The 23,730-nt window shown below is 69.6% G+C and carries 27 protein-coding genes, 1 pseudogene and 1 riboswitch; of the genes and pseudogenes, 18 read left to right on the top strand and 10 right to left on the bottom strand.

The features are described from left to right. The first annotated feature begins 93 nt into the window (after positions 1–93). Positions 94–1,416: an LCP family protein gene (locus HNR30_RS15005; protein WP_181610455.1), complete on the top strand. Its 1,323-nt coding sequence runs from the start codon at positions 94–96 to the stop codon at positions 1,414–1,416. Between the two features lie 65 nt (positions 1,417–1,481). On the opposite strand, the gene HNR30_RS15000 is transcribed toward HNR30_RS15005, so the two are convergent. Beyond that, complete coding sequence (locus HNR30_RS15000; protein WP_181610454.1) at positions 1,482–2,129, bottom strand: GOLPH3/VPS74 family protein; 648 nt, start codon at positions 2,127–2,129, stop codon at positions 1,482–1,484. Between the two features lie 42 nt (positions 2,130–2,171). Between HNR30_RS15000 and HNR30_RS14995 the strand changes: the two genes are divergently transcribed. The 4 genes from HNR30_RS14995 to HNR30_RS14980 all read left to right on the top strand — a co-directional run bounded on the left by HNR30_RS14995 (position 2,172) and on the right by HNR30_RS14980 (position 5,352). Then, positions 2,172–3,050: an Fpg/Nei family DNA glycosylase gene (locus HNR30_RS14995; RefSeq protein WP_181610453.1), complete on the top strand. Its 879-nt coding sequence runs from the start codon at positions 2,172–2,174 to the stop codon at positions 3,048–3,050. Positions 3,051–3,063: 13 nt separating this feature from the next. Then, on the top strand, positions 3,064–3,387 hold the full coding sequence (locus tag HNR30_RS14990) for a rhodanese-like domain-containing protein (RefSeq protein ID WP_181610452.1): 324 nt from the start codon (positions 3,064–3,066) through the stop codon (positions 3,385–3,387). A gap of 67 nt (positions 3,388–3,454) precedes the next feature. Next, positions 3,455–3,883, top strand: coding sequence for a hypothetical protein (locus HNR30_RS14985; protein ID WP_181610451.1), 429 nt, complete (start codon positions 3,455–3,457; stop codon positions 3,881–3,883). A 43-nt stretch (positions 3,884–3,926) separates the two neighbouring features. Next, positions 3,927–4,039, top strand: a riboswitch (TPP riboswitch). Further along, positions 4,030–5,352 (top strand): purine-cytosine permease family protein, encoded by a 1,323-nt coding sequence (locus HNR30_RS14980; RefSeq protein WP_181610450.1) that lies wholly within the window; start codon positions 4,030–4,032, stop codon positions 5,350–5,352. It overlaps the preceding riboswitch by 10 nt. Here the strand turns inward: HNR30_RS14980 and HNR30_RS14975 are convergent. Then, positions 5,321–5,872, bottom strand: coding sequence for a methylated-DNA--[protein]-cysteine S-methyltransferase (locus HNR30_RS14975; RefSeq protein WP_246378584.1), 552 nt, complete (start codon positions 5,870–5,872; stop codon positions 5,321–5,323). The genes HNR30_RS14980 and HNR30_RS14975 overlap by 32 nt on opposite strands. Here HNR30_RS14975 and HNR30_RS14970 point away from each other — a divergent pair. Continuing rightward, positions 5,871–7,784 carry a PAS domain S-box protein gene (locus tag HNR30_RS14970; RefSeq protein ID WP_181610448.1) on the top strand — a complete coding sequence of 638 codons (1,914 nt, stop codon included), beginning with the start codon at positions 5,871–5,873 and terminating at the stop codon, positions 7,782–7,784. The genes HNR30_RS14975 and HNR30_RS14970 overlap by 2 nt on opposite strands. Before the next feature lie 152 nt (positions 7,785–7,936). Beyond that, positions 7,937–8,359 (top strand): ATP-binding protein, encoded by a 423-nt coding sequence (locus tag HNR30_RS14965; protein WP_312894421.1) that lies wholly within the window; start codon positions 7,937–7,939, stop codon positions 8,357–8,359. Here HNR30_RS14965 and HNR30_RS14960 read toward each other — a convergent pair. The 3 genes from HNR30_RS14960 to HNR30_RS14955 all read right to left on the bottom strand — a co-directional run bounded on the left by HNR30_RS14960 (position 8,356) and on the right by HNR30_RS14955 (position 9,398). Continuing rightward, on the bottom strand, positions 8,356–8,964 hold the full coding sequence (locus HNR30_RS14960) for a YidC/Oxa1 family membrane protein insertase (protein ID WP_181610446.1): 609 nt from the start codon (positions 8,962–8,964) through the stop codon (positions 8,356–8,358). The two genes, HNR30_RS14965 and HNR30_RS14960, sit on opposite strands and share 4 nt — an antisense overlap. 24 nt (positions 8,965–8,988) lie before the next feature. Next, a complete protein-coding gene (locus HNR30_RS50625) occupies positions 8,989–9,090 on the bottom strand; it encodes a DUF6412 domain-containing protein (protein ID WP_376771746.1) in 102 nt (33 codons plus the stop codon). Positions 9,091–9,221: 131 nt separating this feature from the next. Further along, positions 9,222–9,398: a hypothetical protein gene (locus HNR30_RS14955; protein WP_181611165.1), complete on the bottom strand. Its 177-nt coding sequence runs from the start codon at positions 9,396–9,398 to the stop codon at positions 9,222–9,224. A gap of 52 nt (positions 9,399–9,450) precedes the next feature. On the opposite strand from HNR30_RS14955, the gene HNR30_RS14950 reads away from it, so the two are divergent. Further along, the gene (locus HNR30_RS14950; RefSeq protein ID WP_181610445.1) at positions 9,451–10,122 is read left to right on the top strand and encodes a response regulator transcription factor; all 672 of its coding nucleotides are present in this window, start codon (positions 9,451–9,453) and stop codon (positions 10,120–10,122) included. 31 nt (positions 10,123–10,153) lie between these two features. Continuing rightward, positions 10,154–10,570, top strand: a complete 417-nt coding sequence (locus tag HNR30_RS14945; RefSeq protein ID WP_181610444.1) for a hypothetical protein — start codon at positions 10,154–10,156, stop codon at positions 10,568–10,570. Here HNR30_RS14945 and HNR30_RS14940 read toward each other — a convergent pair. Beyond that, a complete protein-coding gene (locus HNR30_RS14940) occupies positions 10,567–10,965 on the bottom strand; it encodes a hypothetical protein (protein WP_181610443.1) in 399 nt (132 codons plus the stop codon). The two genes, HNR30_RS14945 and HNR30_RS14940, sit on opposite strands and share 4 nt — an antisense overlap. A 179-nt stretch (positions 10,966–11,144) precedes the next feature. Here HNR30_RS14940 and HNR30_RS14935 point away from each other — a divergent pair, with 179 nt between their 5' ends. The 3 genes from HNR30_RS14935 to mptB are packed head-to-tail and all read left to right on the top strand — an operon-like array spanning position 11,145 to position 13,639. Continuing rightward, a complete protein-coding gene (locus tag HNR30_RS14935) occupies positions 11,145–11,492 on the top strand; it encodes an STAS domain-containing protein (RefSeq protein WP_181610442.1) in 348 nt (115 codons plus the stop codon). After that, positions 11,489–12,199, top strand: coding sequence for a glycosyltransferase family 2 protein (locus HNR30_RS14930; protein ID WP_181610441.1), 711 nt, complete (start codon positions 11,489–11,491; stop codon positions 12,197–12,199). The genes HNR30_RS14935 and HNR30_RS14930 overlap by 4 nt, the downstream gene beginning before the upstream one ends. A gap of 24 nt (positions 12,200–12,223) precedes the next feature. Next, on the top strand, positions 12,224–13,639 hold the full coding sequence (mptB, locus tag HNR30_RS14925) for a polyprenol phosphomannose-dependent alpha 1,6 mannosyltransferase MptB (protein ID WP_312894419.1): 1,416 nt from the start codon (positions 12,224–12,226) through the stop codon (positions 13,637–13,639). Here mptB and HNR30_RS14920 read toward each other — a convergent pair. Further along, entirely contained in the window at positions 13,521–15,713 is a 2,193-nt protein-coding gene (locus HNR30_RS14920) for a hypothetical protein (protein ID WP_181610440.1), read from the bottom strand. The two genes, mptB and HNR30_RS14920, sit on opposite strands and share 119 nt — an antisense overlap. A gap of 57 nt (positions 15,714–15,770) precedes the next feature. On the opposite strand from HNR30_RS14920, the gene HNR30_RS14915 reads away from it, so the two are divergent. Genes HNR30_RS14915 through serS form a run of 4 tightly spaced genes read left to right on the top strand, consistent with a single transcriptional unit; the run spans position 15,771 to position 19,619 of the window. After that, complete coding sequence (locus HNR30_RS14915) at positions 15,771–16,952, top strand: glycosyltransferase 87 family protein (RefSeq protein ID WP_312894418.1); 1,182 nt, start codon at positions 15,771–15,773, stop codon at positions 16,950–16,952. A 1-nt stretch (position 16,953) separates the two neighbouring features. After that, positions 16,954–17,373 carry a DUF4446 family protein gene (locus tag HNR30_RS14910; RefSeq protein ID WP_181610439.1) on the top strand — a complete coding sequence of 140 codons (420 nt, stop codon included), beginning with the start codon at positions 16,954–16,956 and terminating at the stop codon, positions 17,371–17,373. Positions 17,374–17,396: 23 nt separating this feature from the next. Continuing rightward, positions 17,397–18,314 (top strand): prephenate dehydratase, encoded by a 918-nt coding sequence (gene pheA / locus HNR30_RS14905; RefSeq protein ID WP_181610438.1) that lies wholly within the window; start codon positions 17,397–17,399, stop codon positions 18,312–18,314. Positions 18,315–18,356: 42 nt separating this feature from the next. Continuing rightward, positions 18,357–19,619, top strand: a complete 1,263-nt coding sequence (serS, locus tag HNR30_RS14900; protein ID WP_181610437.1) for a serine--tRNA ligase — start codon at positions 18,357–18,359, stop codon at positions 19,617–19,619. Positions 19,620–19,629: 10 nt separating this feature from the next. Here the strand turns inward: serS and HNR30_RS14895 are convergent, their stop codons facing one another. Both HNR30_RS14895 and HNR30_RS14890 read right to left on the bottom strand, forming a co-directional pair. Continuing rightward, entirely contained in the window at positions 19,630–20,604 is a 975-nt protein-coding gene (locus HNR30_RS14895) for a hypothetical protein (RefSeq protein WP_181610436.1), read from the bottom strand. A 135-nt stretch (positions 20,605–20,739) separates the two neighbouring features. Beyond that, positions 20,740–20,943 (bottom strand): cold-shock protein, encoded by a 204-nt coding sequence (locus tag HNR30_RS14890; protein ID WP_181610435.1) that lies wholly within the window; start codon positions 20,941–20,943, stop codon positions 20,740–20,742. A gap of 222 nt (positions 20,944–21,165) precedes the next feature. Here HNR30_RS14890 and HNR30_RS14885 point away from each other — a divergent pair, with 222 nt between their 5' ends. Further along, on the top strand, positions 21,166–21,963 hold the full coding sequence (locus tag HNR30_RS14885) for an HAD family hydrolase (protein WP_181610434.1): 798 nt from the start codon (positions 21,166–21,168) through the stop codon (positions 21,961–21,963). On the opposite strand, the gene HNR30_RS14880 is transcribed toward HNR30_RS14885, so the two are convergent. Continuing rightward, a complete protein-coding gene (locus tag HNR30_RS14880) occupies positions 21,954–22,460 on the bottom strand; it encodes a bacterial proteasome activator family protein (protein WP_181610433.1) in 507 nt (168 codons plus the stop codon). The genes HNR30_RS14885 and HNR30_RS14880 overlap by 10 nt on opposite strands. Here HNR30_RS14880 and HNR30_RS14875 point away from each other — a divergent pair. Then, positions 22,429–23,631: pseudogene (locus HNR30_RS14875) on the top strand (RNA-guided endonuclease InsQ/TnpB family protein); the annotation flags it as partial. The gene HNR30_RS14880 and the pseudogene HNR30_RS14875 sit on opposite strands and share 32 nt — an antisense overlap. Positions 23,632–23,730: the final 99 nt, after the last annotated feature.

Below are 23,730 nucleotides of genomic sequence, written 5' to 3'. Positions count from 1 at the left end.
ACTTCTGCCTATCAAAACCTTGGTTAGCCGTCTGCAATGGTCATTCAAGCGACGTACCGTCTAATGCAAAGCATGAGGGGGGAAGCCACCAGAATGTCCGAGGACGATCGAACGCGAGCCGTGCGCCCGCCGCAGGATCGCCGCCCGTTGCCGGGCAGGGCCGACGGCCCGCCCCGCGCTGCCGGAGCTCCGGCACACCAGGTCCCCGGCGTCGCCGGCACGGCCAAGTACGAGTCGCCGGCCATGTACGGAACTCCGGCGGGCCAGGGCGAGCAACAGCCCAGCGCCCGTTCGCGCGTTTACGGCAAGGTCCGCGAGGGCAAGAGCCCGGTCCGGCCGTTCAAGTCCGACAAGGACAGGCAGCCGCCCGCCGGCCAGGGCGGTCCCCCCGACGGCGGCCGTCCGGGAGGGCGGATGTTCTCAGGCGGCACCTCGGGCGCGCGCGGGAAGTTCCGGCTCGGCACCCTGGTGAAGATCCTGGCCGCGTTGCTGGCGGCGCTGCTGGTGCTGGGCGTCGTCGGGTTCTTCTGGATCGACGGGCGCATCAACACCATCGCGGGCGTGCTCGACGACTATGAGGGCCGCCCCGCGGACGGTCCCGGCACCAACTGGCTGCTCGTCGGCTCCGACAGCCGCAAGGGCCTGACCGCCGCCCAGCGCAGGAAGCTGGCGACCGGCAAGGCCGTGGGCCGCCGCACCGACTCGATGATGCTGCTGCACCTGTCCGACAGCGGCGAGAAGGCGACCCTGGTGAGCCTGCCGCGCGACTCGGCGGTCACCATCCCGGGCAACGGGCGCAACAAGCTCAACGCCGCCTACTCCGACGCGCTCAAGGGCGGCGGACCGCAGCTGCTGGTCCGCACCGTCGAGGGCGCGACCGGGCTGCGCATCGACAACTACATGGAGATCGGCTTCGCCGGCTTCGTGGGCATCGTCGACGCCGTCGGCGGTGTCGAGATCAACGTCACAGAGGCGATCAACGACCCGAAGGCCGGGCTCAAGCTCAAGAAGGGCAAGCAGATCCTGTCGGGCGGCGAGGCCCTCGGCTACGTCCGCACCCGCTACAACGGCGCGCTGCCCGACTACGAGCGCACCAAGCGGCAGCGCCAGTTCCTGGGCGCCGTGGTCAAGAAGGCCGCGAGCCCCGGCGTGCTGATCAACCCGTTCACGTCGATCCCGCTGGCGACGGCCGCGACGGACTCGGTCGACGTGAGCGAGGGCACCGGGGCATTCGACCTGCTGTCGCTGGGCCTGGCGATGGGCGACAGCCCGGTCACCACGGTGGTGCCCTTCGGCGGCACCGAGCAGGTCGCCGGCGGCGAGGGCGTCAAGTGGGACAGGACCAGGGCGCTGGCGCTGTTCAACGCGCTGGCCGAGGACAAGCCCGTGCCCAAGGAGGCGCTCCAGGGCAACTGAGTCTTTCAAGCGGTACGGCTGGCGCGGCCGTACCGCTTGAAGGTCGTCAGGACGCTTGAAGGTCGTCAGGACGCGCCCGCCGCCACCACGGCGGCCACCGCGCCCGCCATGATCGCCGCCTGGATGGAGGCGATGGTCCTGGCCACCGCCGCGCCCGCCCACTCGCCCTCGGCGATCTCCTTGATGCGCTTCTTGTCGGCGCCCGGGAAGGCCTTGCGCTCCAGCTTGACGGCGTGCATGACGGCGACCAGGACCGCCGTGCGCGGGTCGGGGTCGCTCCCGCCCAGCGCGCTCGCGATCCGCTCGCGCACCCCCGCCTCGACGGTGCCGTCGGCCTCCGGCCAGCGCTTCGACGGGAAGATCCCCAGGACCTTGCCCTGCTGCTCGGTAAGCACGCCGGCGTCGGCCAGCCGGGTGAGCAGCCGGTCGCGCAGCTTGCCCGCGTGCAGCTTGTTGACCCACCAGTCGGGCTTGCGCGGTTTGGTCTCCTCGACGATCCTGGCCAGCGCCCGGTCGAGCTCGCCGTCACCCAGGGGCGTGGGGTCCTTGACCACCACGTGCCTGCCTTCGAGGTCGATCCGCTCGCCCAGGGCCAGCTCGGCCAGGAGCGCGCCGCCGAGCGCGAGGTTGAGGGAGGTCGAGTCGACGAGTTGCTTGCCGGCTTCCTCGCTGTGGGCGAGGAGGAGGAGTTCCTCCGCAATCGTGACGCTCATGCCGCGTAGTTTTCCACAGGCTGTGGACCATAATCTGGATGCATGCCGGAACTTCCCGAAGTGGAGTCACTCACAGAGTTCCTCCGCGATCGTGCCGTCGGACACACCGTGGTCGGAGTCGACGTGGTCGGCTTCCAGGCGCTCAAGACCTTCGACCCGCCCGTCAGCGCGCTCGGCGGCCTGGAGATCACCGGGGTCAGCAGGCACGGCAAGTTCCTCGACCTCGACTGCGACGGGCTGCACCTGGTGATCCACCTGGCCAGGGCGGGCTGGTTGCGCTGGAAGGAAGACCTGTCGGGGGCCAAGCCGGTGCGGCCGGGCAAGGGTCCGCTCGCCGTGAGGGTACGGCTCTCGCCGAACGAGCTGGGCCTGGCTCCGGGCTTCGAGCTGACCGAGGCGGGCACGCAGAAACGCCTGGCCGTCTACGTGGTCAAGGATCCCGCCGACGTCCCGGGCGTGGCCGCGCTCGGCCCTGACCCGCTGGTGCCGGAGTTCACCGTGGCCAAGCTGCAGGAGATCCTGGGCGGCAACCGCACGCAGATCAAGGGCCTGCTGCGCGACCAGAAGGTGATCGCCGGCATCGGCAACGCCTACTCCGACGAGGTGCTGCACGCCGCGAAGATGTCACCCTTCAAGATCGCGGCCTCGCTCACTCCCGAGCAGGTCGCCGACCTGCACGAGGCGATCGTGACCACGCTGCGCGACGCGGTCGAGCGCGCCCACGGCCTGGCCGCCAAGGACCTGAAGGCGGAGAAGAAGTCGGGCCTGCGTGTGCACAACCGCGCCGGGCAGCCCTGCGACGTCTGCGGCGACACCATCCGCGAGGTGTCGTTCGCCGACTCCTCGCTGCAGTACTGCCCCACCTGCCAGACCGGTGGCAAGCCCTTGGCCGACCGGCGCATGTCCAAGCTGCTGAAGTGAGAAACTAGGACCCATGACGGTTCCCGAGATCCAGGCGAGCGAAGTGCCCGACGATGCCTATCTGCTCGATGTGCGCGAGCAGGTCGAGTGGGTGTCAGGCCACGCGCCGAAGGCCGTGCACATCCCCCTCGGCGAGTTGCAGGCGAGGGTCGACGAGGTGCCCGCGGGCGAGACCGTCTACGTGATCTGCCGGGTGGGCGGGCGCTCCTACAACGCCGCGGCCTGGCTCAACCACATCGGCCGGCAGGCGGTCAACGTCGACGGAGGCATGCAGGCCTGGGACGCGGCGCGGCTCCCGATGGTCAGCGAGACCGGCCACGAACCGTTCGTCGGCTAGCGCATACCTCCGGCATACCGCCGGCTCCTACGGTGTTGGGCACCTGTCCAAGATCGAAGGAGTCGACATGAAGCTGAGATCCGTGTCCGCACTGGCGGCGGGAGTCCTCATGGCGTTGACGGGCCTGGTCGTCAACGCTCCCGCTGCCTCGGCGGCCAGCGTTTCCGGATGCAGCGGTACGAAGTCGCTCAGCTGGAGCTTTCCTGGCGGCACCGCCAGGACCGTGCTGTCTCGCAAGTGCAAGGTCAAGAGCGGCTCCAGCACCTACTACAACCAGGATTTCGTGAGCTTCACGCTCAACGACACCAAGTGCGACGCGTCCGGTCCCCGGATCTTCCTGCGCCGGGGCAGCACCACGTTGTGGACCAAGTACAACAACAAGGGCTGCAACACCACGGTGACGGGGACCTCCTGGACCGCCTACCAGTCCGCGACCTGGTACGTCGCGTTCAACGGCGACAAGTACGGGCTGACCGACTACGCCAAGATGAGCTGACCGCGGTGGCTTAAAGCGGGGCGAATGGTGCATCATGGGCATCACAAATCAACGCGGGAGCTTGGGGCAACCAGGCTGAGAGGGTGACTACCGCTGTCGCCGACCGCATGAACCTGTCCGGGTAATGCCGGCGTAGGGAGAGTGTGATGACGCGCGTCGTCGATCAGCATCATGCCGAAGTCCCGCTGACTCTCGAGGGCGCGCCGCCCAAGGTGCTCGGCGTGCTCGACCAGGGTGCGCTCTGGGCCAACCTGGCCGTCAGCCTCCTGGGCTTCTCCGGGGCGCTCGCCCTGGTCAACGCGGCCCAGGACGCCCCGCTCAGCCTGGCCGCGGCGCTGACCGCCACCGTCGTCGGCAGCCTGATCGGCACCGTGATGGTGGCGCTGTCCGCCATCCCCGGCACCCAGACAGGCCAGCCCTCGATGGTCCTGCTGCGCGGCCTGTTCGGCGCCAAGGTCTCCTACGTGCCCACGGTGCTGAACGTGGTCCAGATGCTCGGCTGGGGCGCGTTCGAGCTCTGGGTGATCGCCATCGGCTGCCAGGCGATCTTCGGCGACGCCGTGCCGTACGCGGTGTGGGTGATCGCGGCCGGGGTGCTGACCACGGTGCTGACGATCTGGCCGCTCGGCGCGATCCGGGTGCTGCGGCGCTACGTGACCATCGCGGTGATCATCTCGATGGCCTACTTCGCCTGGCGGTTCCTCGGCGAGGCGCCGCCGCAGTCGGGCGGCTCGTGGACCGGGTTCGGCCCCGCGGTCGACTACGTGATCGCCCTGTCGGTGTCGTGGGTGCCGCTGGCCGCCGACTTCGCCCGTCACTCGCGCAGCTCCGGCGCCGCCTTCGCCGGTGTGGTCGGCGGTTACACCCTGGCCCAGGTCGCCTGCCTGGGGCTGGGCATCTACGCGGTCGCGCTGACCGGCTCCGGCGACGTCTTCCCGACCTTCGTGGCGGTGCCGCTGGGTGCGCTGTTCTTCGGCATCCTCATCCTGCGCGAGACCGACCAGTCGTTCGCCAACGTCTACTCGACGACCGTGTCGCTGCAGAACTTCCTGCCGCGCGTGGACCGGCGTGTCCTGTCGGTGATCGTGGGCGTGATCACGACACTGATCGCCGTCTGGGTCAGCGCCGACACCTACGCGTCGTTCCTGTCGGTGATCGGCGCGGTGTTCGTGCCGATGTTCGCGGTGCTCGCCGTCGACTACTTCGTCCTGGGCGGAAGGGCCCGCTGGAACACCGGCGAGGACGCGCCCTCGCGCTGGTCGATGCTGATCCCGTGGGCGCTCGGCTTCGTCGCCTACTGGCTGACCACCTCGGCCGTGACGGTCGCGGGCTGGGACTCCTTCTGGACCGGCGTACGCGACTCGATCGGCTTCGAGCGCCAGCCGTGGATGAACGGAGCGCTCGGCGCCTTCGTCGTCGCGGCGCTCGTGACGCTGCTCATCGGGCTGCTGCGCGGCTCTCGACGGTGAGCAGGTGACGCTTGGCGGCCGCGCCTCCCGCGTAGCCGCCGTCGTCGGCGATGCGATGGCAGGGCACGATCACACACACCGGATTGGTCTGCAGCGCGTTGCTCACGGCGTGGAGCGCCTGCGGCCGCCCGATGCGCTCGGCGAGCGCCGCGTGGGTGGTCGTGGTGGCGTACGGCACGGCGGTCATCATCTTGAGCACCGTGCGCGCGAACGGGGTGGCCAGTTGCAGGTCGGCGGAGAGGGTGAAGGTGCGCAGGCGCGCGGAGAAGTAGGCGTCGAGCTCGCGCCGCACCGGGTCGAGCCGGCGCGCGTCGGCGCCGATCGTGCCGCCGACCACGCGGCTGATGCGTTCGAAGACCACGTGCTCGTCCTCGTAACTGCAGGCCACGACGCCGCGGTTGGACGCGGCGAGCACGAGCGTGCCCACGGCTCCGTCGTAGGTGCCGAAGGCGATGTCGGGCGAACCATCGCCTCGGTAGGTGGGTGAGGTGACCCGCAACAGGGCTTCGAGGTCAGACATGGTGACGGCAGCGTATCGGACCATAGTGCCTGCGGAGCGCGCACGACCTCGGCAGTATGGAGATGTGAGTGGCGACCGGGACGACAGCTTGGCCGAGGCCGTGCTGTCCAGCTCGCCCAACGCCGTGGTGGCACTCGACCGCGACCAGACCGTCCTGATGTGGAATCCGGCCGCGGAACGGCTGTTCGGCTGGACGGCCGACGAGCTGGTCGGCCGCAGGGCCCCGATCGTGCCCGAGGAGCTCACGGCCGAGCACAACGCCGTCCTCGAGCGGGTGCGCACCGGCGGGCAGGTCTCGCTGCGCACCAAGCGGTTCCGCCGTGACGGCACCCTGCTCGACCTGCGGGTCGACACCAGCGCGTTGTGTCAGGGCTCCTCGGTGGTCGGCTACGTGTGCGTGCACCACCTGGTGCGCGACGACATCGCGGCGCGCAGCCGCGGAGCCAGGCGGGCGCAGCTGGTGCGCAAGCTGACCGACGTGGTCGGCGACATCAACGCGGCGCTGGAGCTGCCCGCGGTGCTCGACAGGATCGCCGCCAGCCTGACCGAGCTGACCGGCGCCGACGCCGGGGGATTCGTGCTCATCGAGGGCGACCGGCTGCGCCTGGTGGCCTCGCACCGGCTGCCGGAGCAGCTCAAGGACGCCACGGCCGACCTGAACACCAGCCTCGTGGGCAAGCTGATGCGCACCGGCAAGACGGTCATGCTCGAAGGCCAGGAGCTCGACGACCTGATCTGGGCGCAGCTGCCCGGACTGCACACCATCGCGCTGGGCCTGGCGGCCGTGGGCGGCCGGCCGTACGGCGGGCTCTACGCGCTGTTCTGCAAGCGCAAGCCCGGCCACGTGGAGCTGGAGCTTCTCGAACTGCTGGCAGGGCACGCGGGGATCGCCGTGTCGAACGCCGTCGCCTACCAGGACGCCGTGCGCCAGCGTGCGCACGAGCGGGCGGTCTTCGACGCCAGCGCCGACGGCATAGCGGTGCTCGACGCCATGGGCAGGGTGATCCAGTGGAACCCCGCGGCGGGCGAGCTGACCGGTTTCTCCGGCGAGGCGGTGCTCGGCAGCCCGCCCCCCTTCCCGCTGCCCGCGCCGGGCGAGAAGCTGACCGTGCAGCTGGCCACGGGCCGCTGGCTCGACGTGGTGGCGGCGCAGATCGTGGAGACCGGGGAGGTCGTGGTCGACTTCCGCGACGTCACGGCCGCCAAGGAGCTGGAGGAGGCCAAGGACCTGTTCCTGGCGATGACCAGCCACGAGCTCCGCACACCCATCACGATCGTGCGGGGCTTCGCCAGCACGCTCGACTCGCGGTGGGACAAGATGAACGACTTCGAGCGGCGCGGCGCGGTGCGCACCATCGCCGAACGTTCGCGCTCGCTGGGTCAGCTGATGGACCACCTGCTGCTGGGCGCCAGGGCGGGAGCCGACGAGCTGGCCGTGCGCATCGAGAGCTTCGACCTGGCCGAGCGCATCCAGGCCGCGACGCTCGGCCTGCCGGAGTTGTCCGACGACCACCGCGTCGAGGTGAAGCTGCCCGACCGGCTCCCTCGGGTGAGCGGCGACGCTCTGGCCACCGACATCATCCTGGGCCAGCTGCTGGAGAACGCCTTCAAGTACTCACCCAACGGCGGGCTGATCGCGGTCGAGGCGTGGGAGGAGGACGGCGCCGTGGTGGTGGCCGTCGACGACGAGGGCGTCGGCATCCGGCCCGACGACCGCGAGCGCATCTTCGAACGTTTCGTCCAGGTCGACAGCGGCGACCGCCGGCAGTTCGGCGGGGTCGGGCTGGGGCTCTACATCGTGCGCAGCCTGGCGCGTGCGCAGGGAGGTCAGGTGACGGCTCATCCCAGGCCAGGGGGAGGAACCAGGATGCGGCTGGCGCTCATTATCGAACCCGACACACCGGAGCGGTAACGAGGTGGTCACGGATGCGCTGAACTATCGTCCAATGTGTACAAGCTGTGATCGTAGTCCGGTTTCTGGGACCGGGTAACGGGGCATTTCGGTCGTACCGGGGTGTGTTCCCACTGTGAGCCCACGGGGGGACTGGGATCGGGGAGGTGGGTGTGTCGAGCGTGGTGCTACTTCCGTACGCACCGTCCAGCGTCGCCGTCGCACGCCAGCGCCTCAGCACTGAATTGCAGGAGTGGGGGGTCTTCTCCGGCGCCATCGACGACGCGGTCCTGGTCGTGAGCGAGCTGTTGAGCAATGCGCTCCGACACGCTCATCCGCTGCCTTCCGGGATGGTCCGGGTCGCATGGTTCTGGAGTGACGACGTGGTCGAGGTCGCCGTCAGCGACGGTGGCGCGGCCACGGAACCCAGGGCCGGACGGCCCACCCTCTCCTCGCTGGGGGGCCGTGGCCTGGGCATCGTGGAATTCGTGGCGCAGAAATGGGGTGTGCGCCACGAGGGTGAGATCACAACGGTGTGGGCGGTTCTGCCCGCCCCGCACACCGTCGGCGAGCCCGCGCTCAAGGAAGCGGGTTAGCTGTACAACACCACGCGTTCCGCGTAGCTCCACGTCGTCGAGATGAGCAGGTACAGGCCGGCCGCCATCGGCAGGAACAACGCCGCCGCGGCCGCCCCGTACGCCATCAACGGGAGCATCTTCCGCATCATTTCGGGCTGATCTTCGGGTAGTTTCGCTTTCACCCTGCGTGAAGTGAGCCAGGCCACCACGATGATCGCCAGAATCATCGCGGCGAAGACCCAAAATGGCCAGCTGATCAGACCGAAATTAACCACCACGGCCGAGAGATTCAGGCCGAGCGGGTCGTAGCCGACGAGCGCGGTCGGGTGGGTCGCGACGCGGTACATCAGCCACATGAACGGCAGCTGCGCCAGAGCGGGCAGGAAACCGGCGAACACCGAGATGCCCTCCTGGGCATGCGCCGCGGTGATCTCCTTCTGGAGCCGCTCAGGATTCTTGGCGTAGCGCTTCTGGAGCTGCTTCAGGCGCGGGGCGAGCTTCTGGCGGATCTTGGAGACGCGGGCCTGGCGGATGGCCAGCGGCAGGATCATCAGGCGTACGGCGAGTGTGAAGACGACGATGACGATCGCGGGATGCGCCAGGCCGGTGATGAATTCGATCATGTGCCCTTCTCAAGGAGTTTCCTGTCATTGCGCGAAGACAGGGCTCCCTGATGGGGCTCTTGGGTGCGGTTTGCCCGCCGCGTCCGGGTCGCACAGTCGTGCGGCGGGGGTTCGCGTGCCGTACACCCTGAAGAAGGCGGGCACGCCGACGTCGTTCGAGGGCACCGGCCTGCTGCTCTGCCAGAAGGCGAACAGCAGGCCCGCTACGAGGACCAGGCCGGCCGGATCGTGAAGAAGGGCCAGCGCGAAAAGGAGGGTCACCGGTACGACGAGGACGATCCGCTGAAGACGCGGATGACCAGGAAGAACACCACCCCGATGACGCCGATGATGAGAGCGATCTTCAGCAGCCCCAGAACCATGGGGACGATGAAGTTGAACAGCACGAAGATCGCCAGCAGCGTGCCCACGACGAGCATGACCATTCGACCCATGGGGACACGGTACGTCCTGCGGAGCCAGGCCGCGAGGCCTACCGTGGTGGTCGTGCGGAGCAGGATCCTGGTGGTCGAGGACGATCCGATGATCGCCGAGGTCGTGGCCGGCTATCTCGAACGCGACGGCCACCTGGTCGAATGCGTCGGCGACGGCGCGGAGGCGATGCGCAGAGCCTTCGACGCGCCTCCCGACCTGATGGTGCTGGACCTCCTCGCGCCGCTCGATGGGCTGCAGAAGCTCCGCGAACGCTGGCCGGTCCCCGTGATCATGCTGACCGCGCTCGGAGAGGAGATCGACCGCGTCGTGGGCCTGGAGACCGGCGCCGACGACTACGTCGTCAAGCCCTTCAGCCCGCGCGAGCTGGCCCTGCGGGTGCAGTCGGTGCTGCGCCGGGCGCGCGGCACCGCCCCCGCGGGCACGGGAGTCCTGCGCGACGACGGCCTCGTCGTCGACGTGGGCGCCAGGGAGGTACGCCTCGGCGACCGCGAGATCGTGCTCACCGCCCGCGAGTTCGACCTGCTCGCCCACCTGATGCGCCACCCGCGCCAGGCCTTCAGCCGCGCCGCGCTGCTCGACCAGGTCTGGGGCTGGTCCTTCGGCGACGCCTCCACGGTCACCGTGCACGTGCGCAGGCTCAGGGAGAAGATCGAGCCCGACCCCGCCGCCCCACGCCGGATCGTCACCGTCTGGGGCGTGGGCTACCGCTACGAGCCCGCGTGAGCCGTACGGCCCGCCCGCGCGTCTTATGGTCATGAAGGTATGGCGAAGTGTCGTGGCCGCCGCCCTGCTGCTGGCCCTGGGCCTGGCAGCCGCACCCCCGGCGCAGGCGGCGGGCAGGACGGTCCGGATCCAGCTCCGCGAGGAAGGCGGGTTCGCCGGACTCCAGGACCGGGTGACCGTCTACAAGGACGGCTGCGTGCGGCTGAGCCGCCGCACCGGGCCGACCGTGGACAAGTGCCTCACCGCGGGGGAGGTGCGCAAGCTGAAGGGGTACCTGAAGAAGCTGAGCCTGGGCCGCTCGCAGAAGCCGCCGCAGGGCGCGGACTTCATCAAGTACACCCTCACCTACAAGGGGCACCGGGTCAGTAAGTACACGCTCACGAAGACCTGGAGGCCGGTGGTGGCCCACCTCGAGAAGATCCTCCAGAAGTACTGGGCGCCCGACTAGGCCGGCTCGGTGAGGCGCGCCGGCTGTGCCCCGAACGACTCCGACATCGCGCGGAACGTGGGGCACGGCCAGCGCCACATGCAGCTGCGGCAGCGCAGGATCGGATGGGCCGTGTCGCTCGTGATGCCCCCGGCATCGCGAGGCTGGTGCAGGTCGAGCAGCCGCAGCCCGAGCTCGGCGAAGACCAGGAGCTCGTCGCGCGAGCTCGCCAGGAAGTCGAGATCCTCGCCCGCCAGCCGGGCGCGGATGGGCACGTAGCCCTCGTGGTTGACCAGGCCACGCAGATGGGCCGCTTCGTCATGCCACGAAGTGGCCTTCTCCGTGCGGAGCAGGATCGACTCCAGTCGTTCGCGGAGCCTGACTCTTTGAGGATCTTCGGCACGCTCGATGTTCATGTTGTTGCGCAGGCCTGAGGCACTTGGCCCGTCCCCCCTTCCCGGCTTCGCCGGTGTCACACCGTTAAGCTTCGCGTACTCTGCGTTTGCTTGCAGGCCAAACGGGGGACAAAAACCTGACACCCCCCGATCGGCGTGACAACGTGACCCGGAGCGCCGTCGCCGATAGCCTGCCCTCTGTGGAGCTCAAGGTCTCGACTCGATCACACGCCGGCCACGCCCTGGTGGCGATCGCCGGTGAAATCGACCTCTATACGGCACCCCGCCTGCAGTCGGAGTTCACCCGACTTCTCCAGGACGGGCCCAGCCGAGTGGTCATCGACATGTCCAGCGTGGAGTTCTGCGACTCCACGGGGATGAACGTCCTGCTCTCGGCGCTCAAGCGCGTCAAGGAGCAGGGCGGCCAGCTGGACGTCGCCGCGCCACGTCCGGCCGTACGCAAGATTCTGCAGGTCACCGGGCTCGACTCGGTGTTCACCGTGCACGAGACGGTGCCGGAGGAGTTCCTGATCTCAGAGGGATCATGACTCCTGACACCGCGGTCGTCATCCCGGCCAAGGACGAAGCCGCCCGCATCGGGCCGACCGTCGTCGCCGCCCTGGCGCTGCCAGGCGTCGATCTCGTCGTGGTCGTCGACGACGGCTCGCGCGACGACACCGGACGCGTCGCCCGCGCCGCCGGCGCCAGAGTCGTGCGACACAGCCGCAACCGCGGCAAGTCGACGGCCATGGAGACCGGCGCCGAGGCGGTGCGGCTGCTCGACACCGCTGCGCCGCGGCACCTGCTCTTCCTCGACGCCGACCTCGGATCGTCGGCTGCCACGGCGGCGGCGCTCATCGAGCCCGTCCGCGCAGGGACCGCCGACATGACGACCGCCGTCTTCGTCAACCGGGTGAAGCTCGGCGGGCTCGGCATGGTCGTCGGGCTGTCGCGCGAAGGGGTCAAGCGCGCCACCGGATTCGAGGCCGCCCAGCCCCTGAACGGCCAGCGGTGCCTCACCCGCGACGCCTTCGAGGCGGCCAGGCCGCTCGCCCACGGGTGGGGGGTCGAGACGGCTATGCTCATCGACCTGCTCAGGAAGGGATTCCGGGTGGTCGAGGTCGAGGTCGAGATGGCCCATCGGGCCACGGGCACGGACTGGAAGGCCCAGTTGCACCGGGCCAGGCAGCTGAGAGACGTGGCCAGGGCGTTGGTGGCGCGGGAGAGCCTGATGCGGGGAGCCGCGTCGAAGTAGTGCCGGGTGTGCTGAAATTTGCGGGTGACAGGATCGAGAGCCGCTCTGGTGGCGATGGCGTCGTCCGTGCTGCTCACGATCACCATCGGCCTGCTCGGACCCTCGGCCGTCGTCCCCGCCCTGCCCGGTGAGACCTGGCAGCCTCCCTACTCCCTGGCCGCGCACCCCAGCCCCTACCTGGTCATCGTTCTGTCGGCCCTGGCAATCGTCACCGGCGGCATCGGCCTGCTCGCCGCCCTGGTCAGGCCGCCCGCCATCGACCCGCGCCGCCTCGTCACGGCCGGATACGCCGCGGCCGGCCTGCTCGCCTTCCTGCCGCCCTCCGGCTCGGCCGACCACCTCAACTACGCCGCCTACGGCCGCATGGTCACCCTCGGGCTCAACCCCTACCTCCACGGCGCCATCGACCTGCCGGGCGATCCGGTGGCCGGCGTCGTCGAGGAACCATGGCGCGAGGAGCCGAGCGTCTACGGGCCCGTCGCCACGGCGGTCCAGGCGCTGGCGAGCTGGATCGGGGGCGACTCGGTCAAGCTGACGATCTTCGTGCTGGCCGTGGTCAACGCCGCCGCCTTCATCGGCACGGGGCTGCTGATCGACCGCTTCACCCGCCACGACCCCGCGATGCGGCTGAGGGGCGCGGTGTTGTGGACGGCCAATCCGCTGCTGATCTACCAGCTGGTCGCGGGCATGCACATCGACACGCTCGCCATCGCCTTCATGGTCGCCGCGCTGCTGTCCCGTGCCCACCCCGTCGGCGGGGGAGCGTTGCTGGGGCTCGGGGTGGCGGTCAAGCTCAACGCCGGGCTCGTGGCGCTCGGGCCCGCGTGGGAGCTGCGGCGGCGGCCCGGACGGCTCGCGCTGATGGCGGGGACCGCGCTGGCGGTGGCCGCCGTGGGATACGTGATCGCCGGGAGCGCCGCCTTCGACCAGCTGGGCCGTACGAGCAAGGCGATCTCGTTCGCCTCGCCGTGGAAGCTGGTGCAGGGGTGGCTGCAGGACCTGTTCGGCTCGGGCGCCTACCGGGCGGAGATCCAGGTGGGGGCGCTGCTCCTGATGGCGCTGCTCGCCTGGCGGCTGCTGCGCGCGTCGGGCGGGGAGGCCGACGCGCCGCGGGTGGCGGCCGTCCTCGCGATCGCCTACCTGGTCGCCACCCCCTACATCCTGCCCTGGTACGACGGCCTGGCCTTCGGCCTGCTCGCCCTGGTCGCCGCCTCCGCGCTCGATCGGTTCATGGCCGCGCACCTGGCGATCCTGTCGCTCGGCTACCTTCCGGCGAGGATCCAGGAGGTCCCTGACGACCTCGAGTGGCTCAGGACCGTGGTCAGAGCGGGTCTGGTGCCGTGGGCGCTGCTGGTGCTGACGGCGGCGCTGGTGTGGTGGGCGTGGCGAGCCGGAGCGCGCGCACCGAGGCGGCCAGCGCCAGCGGCACCGCGACCGTGAGGGCCATCGCCGGGATGGCGATGCCCGAGTCGTTGATCAGGAAGCCGACCAGCGCGCTGGTGAGCGCGCCGAACAGCCCCGCCCGCAGCTCCGGCGCGAAGGCGTAGGCCTGCCCGAGCGCCGCCGCCCCCCACCGCGAGGGGCGGTCGAGCACGAAGAACAGGAAGGCCAGTGCCACCAGCGAGAGCAGGGTCAGCGACCAGTTGCCGTAGATGAGACCGATCATCGCCAGGAACTTGCGGGTGACGATCGTCAGCGCCGTGCCGTCGATGATCTGCTGGACGAAGGTGCCCAGGTGGGTGCGCTGGTCGGCGGGGCGCAGCCAGTCGACGTAGGCCAGGACGCCGATGAGGGCGACTCCCGCGACGCCGACCAGGGCGAGCTTGACCAGCGACACCTTCCGGCCGGAGAGCAGGATCAGGAAGACCGCCAGGCCCAGCACGAAGGCGGGCACGCCGCCGAAGTCGGCGCCCCAGGCGGGGGCGCCGTCGGCGTAGACGGCGAAGCCGCCGTAGAGCGCGCACAGGATCAGGACGACCGTCATGGACACGCCGCGGCGCAGCAGCCAGTGGGCGACGCCGGCCAGGGCGAGGACGGTGCCGGTGGCGTAGACGGCGAAGGCGATGTTGCTGAAGCCGTAGAACCGGCCGCCGGTCACCGGCTCGTAGCCGGTCACCGCGTTGACCTGGAGCGTCGAACCGGTCATGACGTCGATCAGCAGCGTGAGCGAGGTGACGCCGGCCACCACGGTCAGCGGGCCCATCACATGGGAGCGCCACGGCCCGGCGAAGGCCAGCAGCGTGACGAGTCCGGCGAAGCCGAGGATGGTCGCGATCACGCCGAGCATCGGCGCGGGCAGCTGCCACCACGGGACGAGCTGGGCCAGGAACGTGGCGATGGCGATGGAGCCGCTGACGACGGAGACGACCTGGACGGTGGCCAGCACCCTGGACGCGGCAGCGGAGGTTGTGGCCGCCCGGCGGCGGAAGGCGATCGCCGCCAGCGCGTAGAAGAGCACCTGCACGATGACGAGCATCGTGAAGAACGGCCCGCGCACCTCGCGCAGCACCTGACTCGCGGTGTCCTGGTCGGCGAGGCCCGCCACCGTCTCCGCCGCCGAGGGCGCGGGCCCGCCGTTCTCCCAGACCCGGCCCACGACCTGCGCGGGCTGGGGCAGTCCGAGCACCTTCAGCGCGGTGGCGGTCGTGTCGGTGATGGTGACGAGGCCGTCCTGCCGGGTGGAGCTGGCGGTGAGGAAGGTGTGCTCGTACGGCGAGCCGTGAGCGACCGCGACGTGAAGATGGGCGTTGACGGTGGTGTCGGAGAGCCCCGCGACCAGCACGGTGGTGCCCTCCGGCAGCTTGCCGAGCAGAGCGCCCACGGTGACGTCGGCGGCGGCGACGGCGCTGAGCCGCTCCTGGACGGTGGGCTCCTGGGAGAAGCCCTGCTCGTCGCGCGGCCGGGCGGTCCACGCGGCGGCCAGCTGGTCGGCCTCCAGCACGATCAGGCTGTAGCCGGACAGGTCGCCGGCGAGGCCGGGCTCCTCGACGTAGTTGTCGACCCGCCCTTCCAGGTCGGCGCCACCCAGGGCCGCGCCGGGGCCGATGGCCGCGACCTTGCCACCGGCGTCGTGCACGGCCTGGCCCAGGGTGCCGATGCGAGCGTCGTAGCCGGTGCCGTCCTGGAAGGCGACCAGCTCCTTCCAGCCGGGGACGGCGTCGCCGGAGGGTCGCGGGGGCATCGAGCACCCGCGTCCGGGAGCGCCGGCACGCTGGCCCGCCGAGACGGTCAGCCAGCCCTGCGTGGGGCAGGTCACGCCCCGGTCGGGGGGCGGCACGGCACGCGTCGACAACGAGGCGGAGCCGCCTTCCCCGATCAGCCGCCACAGGTTGGGGGTGCGCTCGGCGGACAGGTCGCTCCACTGCAGCCCGGGAATGCCGACGAGGGCGACCCGGCCCTGCGGCACGGCGTTCGCGGGCACCACGGCGTTCGCGGGCATTGCGGCGTTCGCGGACGTTGCGCAGAGCAGTCCCGCCAGCACGAACGCCAGCAAGAGCGCGGCGAGACGGCGCATTCGGCTCCCCCCGGTGATGACACTGGATCAACAGAGCTCACGGTAACGTGCCTCACCGTGGCAGGAGTGAACTGGCGGCAGTGGTGGCCGTGGCCGCTGGCCGCGATCGTCATCGGGCTCGGCGTGTGGCCGCTCGTGGAGTACTGGCTCTCCAACCCCGACGACCAGCGCCTGGTCGACCTCGAGGTCTACCGGGTCGGCGGCCAGATGATCCTCGACGGGCGCCCGGTCTACGACTTCGTCACGCCACCGCCGCAGCTGCTGCCCTTCACCTACCCGCCGATCGCGGCGCTGCTGGCCGTGCCCCTGGCCGTGATGTCGTGGGACACCGCCCAGTGGGTGTGGACGGCGGGCATCTTCGTCTGCCTGGGCATCACGGTCGGCTTCTCCTTCCGCGAGTCGCTGAAGGACCACCGCCCGCTGGTGTTCGCCTTCCTCATGGTCGCGTGCACCTACCTGATGCCCATCCGCGACCAGGTGCGTTTCGGCCAGGTCGACATCCTGCTGGTCGCGCTCTGCCTGGCCGACTGCGTGGCCAGGCGGCCACGGTGGCCCAGGGGTTTCCTGATCGGCCTCGCCACGGCGGTCAAGCTGACCCCGGGCGTCTTCCTCATCTACCTGCTGATCACCCGGCAGTGGCGTACCTTCTGGATGGCCACCGGGGTGACCGCGCTGCTCACGCTGCTGCCGTTCGTGGTGATCCCGCAGGACGCGGCCGACTTCTGGTTCCACGCGCTGCTCGACCCCGAGCGGCTCGGATCCAACGCCGGCACCACCAACCAGTCGATGCGCGGCATGCTGATCAGGCTCTACCTGCCGTCCGAGCTGCTGACGTCGGCGATCTGGCTGGCACTGGTCGCGGTGGTCGGCTGGTACGGCTTCCGCTTCGCGCGTGAGGCGTACCTGGGCCGGGACCCGATCACGGCGGTGGCGCTCGTCGGCCTGATGGCCGTGCTGCTGTCGCCGGTGGCCTGGATCCACCACCTGGCCTGGGTCGTCGTGGTGCTGGGCGCGATCGTGGGCGACGCGACCGACGTGACCAGGATCAGGGTGGCGGCCGGGGTGTGGCTCTACTACGTGCTGCCGATCCCCTGGTGGGGTGTGACGCTGAAGGCCGCCGAGATCCCGGTGCTGAGCCCGGTGCTCGGCAAGGTCGTGCAGAACGCCTACGGCCTGGGGGCGCTGGCTTTGGTGTGGTTGCTCGGGACGTGGCTGCCCAAACGGCGCTACTCTTTGTAATGTGTTGATTACGGTATGGGTGATCGTTGGGGTTCTCGCCGGGGTCGGCGGCGTGGTCATCGGCTACGTGGCGCTCAAGCAGGCCCGCATCGCGGTCGACGAGTGCCAGCAGATGCTCGCGCGGCAGACCGGCGTGGGGGCGGCGGGTGATCTCAAGGCCATTCGCGACGTCGTCGTCTACCGCTACGACGCGCTCGAGGAGATGACGGGCCGGTTGTCGTTCTCGGTGGCGATGATCAACGGGCTGGGCGACGGCATCGTGCTCACCTCGATCAACGGCCGCTCCGAGACCCGCACCTACATCCGGCCCGTGGTGGGCGGCAAGGGCAGCCAGCCGCTGTCGCCGGAGGAGGAAGAGGCGGTACGCGCGGCCAGGCTCGGACTCGGCCCCGAGATCGAGCCTTCCCAAGCGCGCAGGTGAACGGGGCGGATACCCTGGAGGTTATGGTCAGACTCGCCTATCTCGGACCCGAGGGCACCTTCGCCGAGGAAGCGCTTCGGCGCCTGGCGCCCGACGCCGAAGGCCTGCCCGCGGCCAACATCCCGGCCGCGCTCAACGCCGTGCGCGGCGGCGAGGCCGACGGAGCCGTGGTCCCGCTGGAGAACTCCCTCGAAGGTGCGATCGCCACCACCCTCGACGAGTTCGCCTGGGGCGAGCCGTTGCTGATCACCGCCGAGGTGCTGCTGCCGGTGCGTTTCTCGCTGCTGGCGCGCCCCGACACCACGCTCAACCAGATCAAGCGCATCTACTCCCACCCGGCGGCGCTGACGCAGTGCCGCGGCTACATCTCGCGCGAGCTGCCCGACGCCGTCGTGGTGGCCGCGCCCTCCACCGCGGGCGCAGCCCAGGAGGTGGCGCTGCCGGGCTCGCCGTACGACGCGGCCATCGCCGCGCCGATCGCCGGACAGCACTACGGGCTGACCGAGATCGCCTCCGACATCGGCGACCGGACCGACACCATGACCCGCTTCGTGCAGGTCGCCCGGCCGGGCACGCCGTCCGCGCCCACCGGCAGCGACCGCACCACGCTCGTCGTCTTCCTGGCCGACGACCACCCGGGCGCCCTGCTGGAGATGCTCACCGAGTTCTCCGTGCGCGGCGTCAACCTGACCCGCATCGAGTCGCGGCCCACCGGCGACGGCATCGGCCGCTACTTCTTCCACTTCGACTTCGAGGGCCACATCGCCGACGCGCGTGTCGGCGAGGCCGTCTCAGGCCTGCACCGCATCTGCGGCGAGGTGCGCTTCCTGGGCTCCTACCCGCGGGCCGACGGCGTCTCGCCGCAGATCAAGCGCGGTACGGCCGACCCGGAGTTCGCCGAGGCGGCCGAATGGCTCAAGAGGGTGCGCGCGGGCGGGTAATCCGGGCGCGGGCGGCAGCCGTACCTCTGTAGCCTTAGTGTCGTGATTGACCTGCGTACCCTTCGTGAGGATCCCGACAGGCTGCGTGCATCGCAGCGGGCCCGCGGCGAGAGCGACTCGGTCGTCGACTCGCTGCTCGAGCTGGACGAGCGCCGTCGCTCCGCGCTGACCTCCTTCGAGACGCTGCGCGCCGAGCAGAAGTCCATGGGCAAGTCGGTCTCCAAGGCTTCCGGGGAGGAGAAGGCCGCTCTGCTCGGGCGCGCCAAGGACCTCGCCGCGCAGGTCAAGACCGCCGAGGCCGAGGCCGAACGGCTGGGCGGCGAGCTCGACGAGCTCCTGGGGAGCATCCCCAACATCGTCGACCCGGCCGCGCCCCACGGCGGCGAAGACGACTACACCGTGCTCGAGACCGTCGGCACGCCGCGCGAGTTCGACTTCGAGCCCCGAGACCACCTGGAGCTCGGCGAGCTGCTCGGCGCGATCGACATGGAGCGCGGCGCCAAGGTGTCGGGCTCGCGGTTCTTCTTCCTCAAGGGCGTCGGCGCCCGCCTGCAGCTCGGCCTGCTCAACATGGCCATGCAGCAGGCGATCGAGGCCGGGTTCGTGCCCATGATCACTCCGGTGCTGGTCAAGCCGGAGACCATGGCGGGCACCGGCTTCCACGTCGCCCACGACAAGGAGATCTACCGCCTGCCGGAAGACGACCTCTACCTGGTCGGCACCTCCGAGGTCTCGCTCGCGGGCTACCACGCCCACGAGATCCTGCCCGAGGGCGACCTGCCGCTGCGCTACGCGGGCTGGTCGTCGTGCTTCCGCCGCGAGGCGGGCTCCTACGGCAAGGACACCAGGGGCATCATCCGCGTCCACCAGTTCGACAAGGTCGAGATGTTCTCCTACTGCCGTCCCGAGAACGCCTCGGAGGAGCACCAGCGGCTCCTGCAGTGGGAGAAGGACATGCTCGCCAAGATCGAGGTGCCCTACCGCATCATCGACACGGCCGCCGGCGACCTGGGCATGTCGGCCGCGCGCAAGTTCGACTGCGAGGGGTGGATCCCGACCCAGGGCCGCTACCGCGAGCTCACCTCGACCTCCAACTGCACCGAGTTCCAGGCGCGCAGGCTCGGGGTGCGCTTCCGCGACAAGGACGGCAAGACCCAGTCCGCGGCCACGCTCAACGGCACCCTGGCGACCACGCGGTGGATCGTGGCGATCCTCGAGAACCACCAGCAGGCCGACGGCTCCGTCGTCGTCCCGCAGGCGCTGCGGCCGTTCGTCGGCCTCGACGTTCTGGAGCCGGCGAAGTAGCCCCGACGGATCACTTCAGTACGGCATGGCGGGCGTGACGCCGCACGCCCATGAGGGCGACGGAGCCCAGGGCGAGCCCGCCCCCGGCCGCGGCCAGCAGCGCCGTGCCGTACTGATCCGGCCAGCCACCGGTCCACAGCCGGAAGGGCAGGAGCACGGCGAGGGTGACGACGATCCCCGCGCCGGCCACGAGCGAGAGGGCCTGGCTGCCGACGCGCGATGACACCGCGACGGCGGCCGAGCCGATCAGCAGGCTCACGGTGGCGACCCCGCCGAGCACCACCAGGCCGTAGGCGTCGAGGAAGCCCGCGGCCGTGACGAGGGTGGTGGCCGTCCCCACGGCCAGCAGGACGGCCAGGGAACGCCTGTTGCCGTGTCCTGGGGCCACCGCCAGGAAGAAGCCCGCCAGCAGCGTCCACAGGCCCGCCAGGACGGCGACAACGGTCTCGGGCACGATGTGGTCCTGGCTGGAATGGCCGAGCGGCACGGCGGCGGCCAGGGAGAGCTCCCCTCCGTTGACGCCGTAGCGCCTCCAGACGCCGCTCTCGTCGCGCACGGCGACCCCGTCGTAGGAATTGGCCACCACGACCACGTGGGAGCCCCCAGGGCGGCCGAGGACGGCCAGGGTGTGCGACCTGGGCGGACCGTCGAGCGCGCGGCTCAGGAGCTCCACCCGGCCCTCGGAGACCGACCAGGCCTCCCGCCACCTGACGCCGCCGTCCGTCGACTCCTCGACCGACAGGGGCCCGGGGCCGATGCGGTAGCACGACTGGGAGTGGCAGGCGCTCGTCTGAGGGTTCTTGGCGGGCTCGCCGGACCAGTAGGTCCAGGTGCGGCCGTAGTCGCGGGAGATCCAGGAGGCCAGGTTGGAGTACGCGAACAGCGCGTCATCCCTGCGCTCCACCACGTCAACGCGGTCGATGGGCACGGGGCTGCAGGCGGCGAGGGTGAGCAGGGCGATGACGACCCATAATCCGGCTCTCATGCCCGAGTAGACGGGCCCCGTCGGAGGCGGAGTTCGTGAGATGTCGTGATTGTGACCGGGTTGAGACGACCCCGGACACGACGAAGGCGAGACCCACCGGGGGTGAGTCTCGCCTCTGTCTCGGCCGATCTGAGGTCAGATGGCGCGGACTGCCGAGGCCTGCGGGCCCTTCTGACCCTGCGTCACCTCGAACTCCACGCGCTGGCCGTCCTCAAGGGAACGGTAGCCGTTGCCCTGGATCTCGGAGAAGTGAACGAACACGTCCGGCGCACCGCCGTCCGGGGCGATGAAGCCGTAGCCCTTTTCAGCGTTGAACCACTTGACGGTTCCCTGAGCCATGAAGCTCTCCTCAGGATGGTGAATCCAAAAGAAGCCGCACCTCGCGGCTCCCAGTGTGTCGTACAGCAAACACCCCGGGTGGCTCAGACAAAGTCATGCTGGTTTTCACTTCGGGATCAGCTAATACAACGTCTCCACATCTAACACCATTCAGGCTCGCTGGTGTTCCTGTCCCCAGGAAGATTTCTGGCGGGGCACATCACAGTGCAAACTGGAAGCGTCATGGAACCACCACGCCTCGTCGCCACCGACCTCGACGGAACCGCCCTGCGGACCGACGGGACCATCTCGCCGCGCACCGCCGCCGCCTTCGCCCGCGTGGAGGAGGCAGGGGCCATGCTGGTGTTCGTGACAGGCCGTCCACCTCGGTGGATGAGCACGGTGGCGGGAGCCGTACGGCACCGTGGTCTGGCCATCTGCGCCAATGGCGCTCTCGTCTACGACCTGCACACCGAGCGGATAGTGGAATCTCACCTGATCGACGCCGAGGTGGTCGCCGAAGTCGTCGATCAGCTTCGAGCGAACGTTCCGGATCTGGCCTTTTCGGTTGAGTATGAAGGGGGATTTGCGCACGAGTCCGAATTTCAGCTCGGCGGCTGGGACCGCAAGGCGGTCGCCGGACTGCGCGTGGGCACCTCGACCCTGACGGCCAGGCCCTGCTTCAAACTGCTCGCCCTGCACCAGCGGATGGAGCCCGACACGCTCCAGACGGCCGTGGACGAGCTCGTGGGCCATCTGGTGACCGCGACCCACTCCAGCGGGCGCGCGCTGATCGAGATGAGCGCACGAGGCGTCACCAAGGCCACGGCGCTGGCGACCCTGGCCGAACGCCACGAGATCAAGCCGGCGCAGGTGGTGGCGTTCGGAGACATGCCGAACGACCTGCCCATGCTGGGCTGGGCCGGCACGTCGTACGCCGTGGCCAACGCCCACCCCAGGGTCTTGGCCGCGGTCGAACACGTGACCGCGGCCAACAACGACGACGGAGTCGCCCAGGTGCTCGAGGAGCTCTACAGGTAGGGCCCGGAGCCACGGCCCTCGGGCGCCTGCTGCTGGATGCCGCCGGGCAGAGCCCGCCGCATCTGCTCCAGCTGGGCCCGCGCCGCCATCTGCTGCGCGAACAGCGTCGTCTGGATGCCGTGGAAGAGCCCTTCGAGCCAGCCCACCAGCTGGGCATGGGCGATGCGCAGCTCGGACTCGCTCGGCGGGGCGCCGTTGTCGTCGGTGAACGGCAGCGACAGCCGCTCCAGCTCCTCGACCAGCTCGGGCGCCAGACCGTCCTCGAGCTCCTTGATGGAGCTCTCGTGGATCTCCTTCAGGCGCTTGCGGCTGGCCTCGTCGAGGGGAGCGGCGCGCACCTCTTCGAGCAGCTGACGGATCATGCTGCCGATGCGCATCACCTTGGCGGGCTGCTCGACCAGGTTGGTGATCGAACGCTCCTCGCCTTCTTCCTCGCCACTCTTGAAGTCAGGCCCAACCACCACGATGTGGGGGGTGTTGTTGTCCTCAGCGTTCATAGGTTTCACGTTACCGAAGATCCGCAGTTCACGGCTCTGTCAAGCAGACGTTGATTGGAGACGCAAAGATCTCCACGGTGTTCGAAAAATCGCCGGGGGTAACTTGATAGTGTGTTCGAATGTGGAGGTGGGGGTGAAGCTGCGCTACAACTACCGCCTGTACCCCGACGCAGAACAACGCGGACGGTTGGCGCGGACATTCGGATGCGCACGGGTCGTGTGGAACGACGCGCTGGCGGCTCGAAAGGCTGCCCGCCGGGCAGGGCTGCCGTTCGTCGGAGACGCCGAGATCCAGCGCCTCATCCTGACCGCAGCGAAGAAGACGCCAGAGCGATCATGGCTGGCCGAGGTGTCGGCGGTGGTGCTGCAACAGTCAGTGCGAGATCTGAACGCGGCGTATCGAAACTTCTTCGGCTCGCTTTCTGGCGAGCGTGAGGGCGTTCCCGTTGGGCCGCCGGCGTTCAAGTCCCGTCATGACCGCCGGCAGGCGGCCCGGTTCGTGGGCCATGCGTTCAAGGTGACCAGGGATGGTGGGTTGTCTCTGGCGAAGATCGGGGTGGTGGAGGTTCGTTGGTCGCGTGAGCTGCCGACGTCACCGTCCAGCGTCACGGTGATCAAGGACGCGGCCGGAAGATACTTCGCGTCCTTCGTCGTCGAGGTCGGCGGCGAAGCCCAGGCATCGCCCGAACTCGAGCCCGCGATAGGGATCGATCTAGGGTTGACTCATTACGCGGTCCTGTCGACGGGGCGGAAGATCTCCAACCCCAGGTGGCTGCGTCGCAGGGAGAAAAGGATCGCACGACTCCAGCGATCATTGGCCCGCAAGCAGAAGGGTTCGAAGAACCGGGAGCGCGCTCGCGCCGAACTCGCACGCCAGCACGCCAAGGTGCGCGATGCCCGTCACGACTTCCTGCATCAGATCACTACCTCGATCGTCCGTGAGAACCAAACGGTATGCATCGAGGACCTGGCCGTGCGGGGCCTGGCACGCGGGCGACTGGCGAAATCCGTTCACGACGCAGGGTGGGGAGTGTTTCGCTCCCTGCTGACCTACAAAGCCAAGAAGTGGGGCCGCCGGCTCGTCGTCGTCGGAAGGTCATATCCGTCATCCCAGCTGTGCCCCTGTTGCGGCTGGCGGATCGGCAAGTCTTCGCTGGAGATGAGGGAGTGGGACTGCCCCTCGTGCGGGGAACATCATGATCGCGACATCGCCGCCGCGATCAATGTTCTGCTCGAGGGGCAGCGCATGATCGGCATGACCGTGGCCGCG

Source organism: Nonomuraea soli (assembly GCF_013761175.1).
Classification (GTDB): domain Bacteria; phylum Actinomycetota; class Actinomycetes; order Streptosporangiales; family Streptosporangiaceae; genus Nonomuraea; species Nonomuraea soli.
This window is presented reverse-complemented; position numbering and strand designations above follow the sequence as displayed.

Coding starts and splice junctions, on each gene's coding strand:
- HNR30_RS14940 (WP_181610443.1), bottom strand. CDS start 10,965: ATGAACATCGAGCGTGCCGAAGATCCTCAAAGAGTCAGGCTCCGCGAA.
- HNR30_RS14960 (WP_181610446.1), bottom strand. CDS start 8,964: ATGATCGAATTCATCACCGGCCTGGCGCATCCCGCGATCGTCATCGTC.
- HNR30_RS14945 (WP_181610444.1), top strand. CDS start 10,154: ATGAAGGTATGGCGAAGTGTCGTGGCCGCCGCCCTGCTGCTGGCCCTG.
- HNR30_RS15005 (WP_181610455.1), top strand. CDS start 94: ATGTCCGAGGACGATCGAACGCGAGCCGTGCGCCCGCCGCAGGATCGC.
- HNR30_RS14985 (WP_181610451.1), top strand. CDS start 3,455: ATGAAGCTGAGATCCGTGTCCGCACTGGCGGCGGGAGTCCTCATGGCG.
- HNR30_RS14955 (WP_181611165.1), bottom strand. CDS start 9,398: ATGGGTCGAATGGTCATGCTCGTCGTGGGCACGCTGCTGGCGATCTTC.
- HNR30_RS14980 (WP_181610450.1), top strand. CDS start 4,030: ATGACGCGCGTCGTCGATCAGCATCATGCCGAAGTCCCGCTGACTCTC.
- HNR30_RS14930 (WP_181610441.1), top strand. CDS start 11,489: ATGACTCCTGACACCGCGGTCGTCATCCCGGCCAAGGACGAAGCCGCC.
- HNR30_RS14895 (WP_181610436.1), bottom strand. CDS start 20,604: ATGAGAGCCGGATTATGGGTCGTCATCGCCCTGCTCACCCTCGCCGCC.
- HNR30_RS14970 (WP_181610448.1), top strand. CDS start 5,871: ATGGTGACGGCAGCGTATCGGACCATAGTGCCTGCGGAGCGCGCACGA.
- pheA (WP_181610438.1), top strand. CDS start 17,397: ATGGTCAGACTCGCCTATCTCGGACCCGAGGGCACCTTCGCCGAGGAA.
- HNR30_RS14880 (WP_181610433.1), bottom strand. CDS start 22,460: ATGAACGCTGAGGACAACAACACCCCCCACATCGTGGTGGTTGGGCCT.
- HNR30_RS14890 (WP_181610435.1), bottom strand. CDS start 20,943: ATGGCTCAGGGAACCGTCAAGTGGTTCAACGCTGAAAAGGGCTACGGC.
- HNR30_RS14920 (WP_181610440.1), bottom strand. CDS start 15,713: ATGCGCCGTCTCGCCGCGCTCTTGCTGGCGTTCGTGCTGGCGGGACTG.
- HNR30_RS14885 (WP_181610434.1), top strand. CDS start 21,166: ATGGAACCACCACGCCTCGTCGCCACCGACCTCGACGGAACCGCCCTG.
- HNR30_RS14990 (WP_181610452.1), top strand. CDS start 3,064: ATGACGGTTCCCGAGATCCAGGCGAGCGAAGTGCCCGACGATGCCTAT.
- HNR30_RS14975 (WP_246378584.1), bottom strand. CDS start 5,872: ATGTCTGACCTCGAAGCCCTGTTGCGGGTCACCTCACCCACCTACCGA.
- HNR30_RS14995 (WP_181610453.1), top strand. CDS start 2,172: ATGCCGGAACTTCCCGAAGTGGAGTCACTCACAGAGTTCCTCCGCGAT.
- HNR30_RS15000 (WP_181610454.1), bottom strand. CDS start 2,129: ATGAGCGTCACGATTGCGGAGGAACTCCTCCTCCTCGCCCACAGCGAG.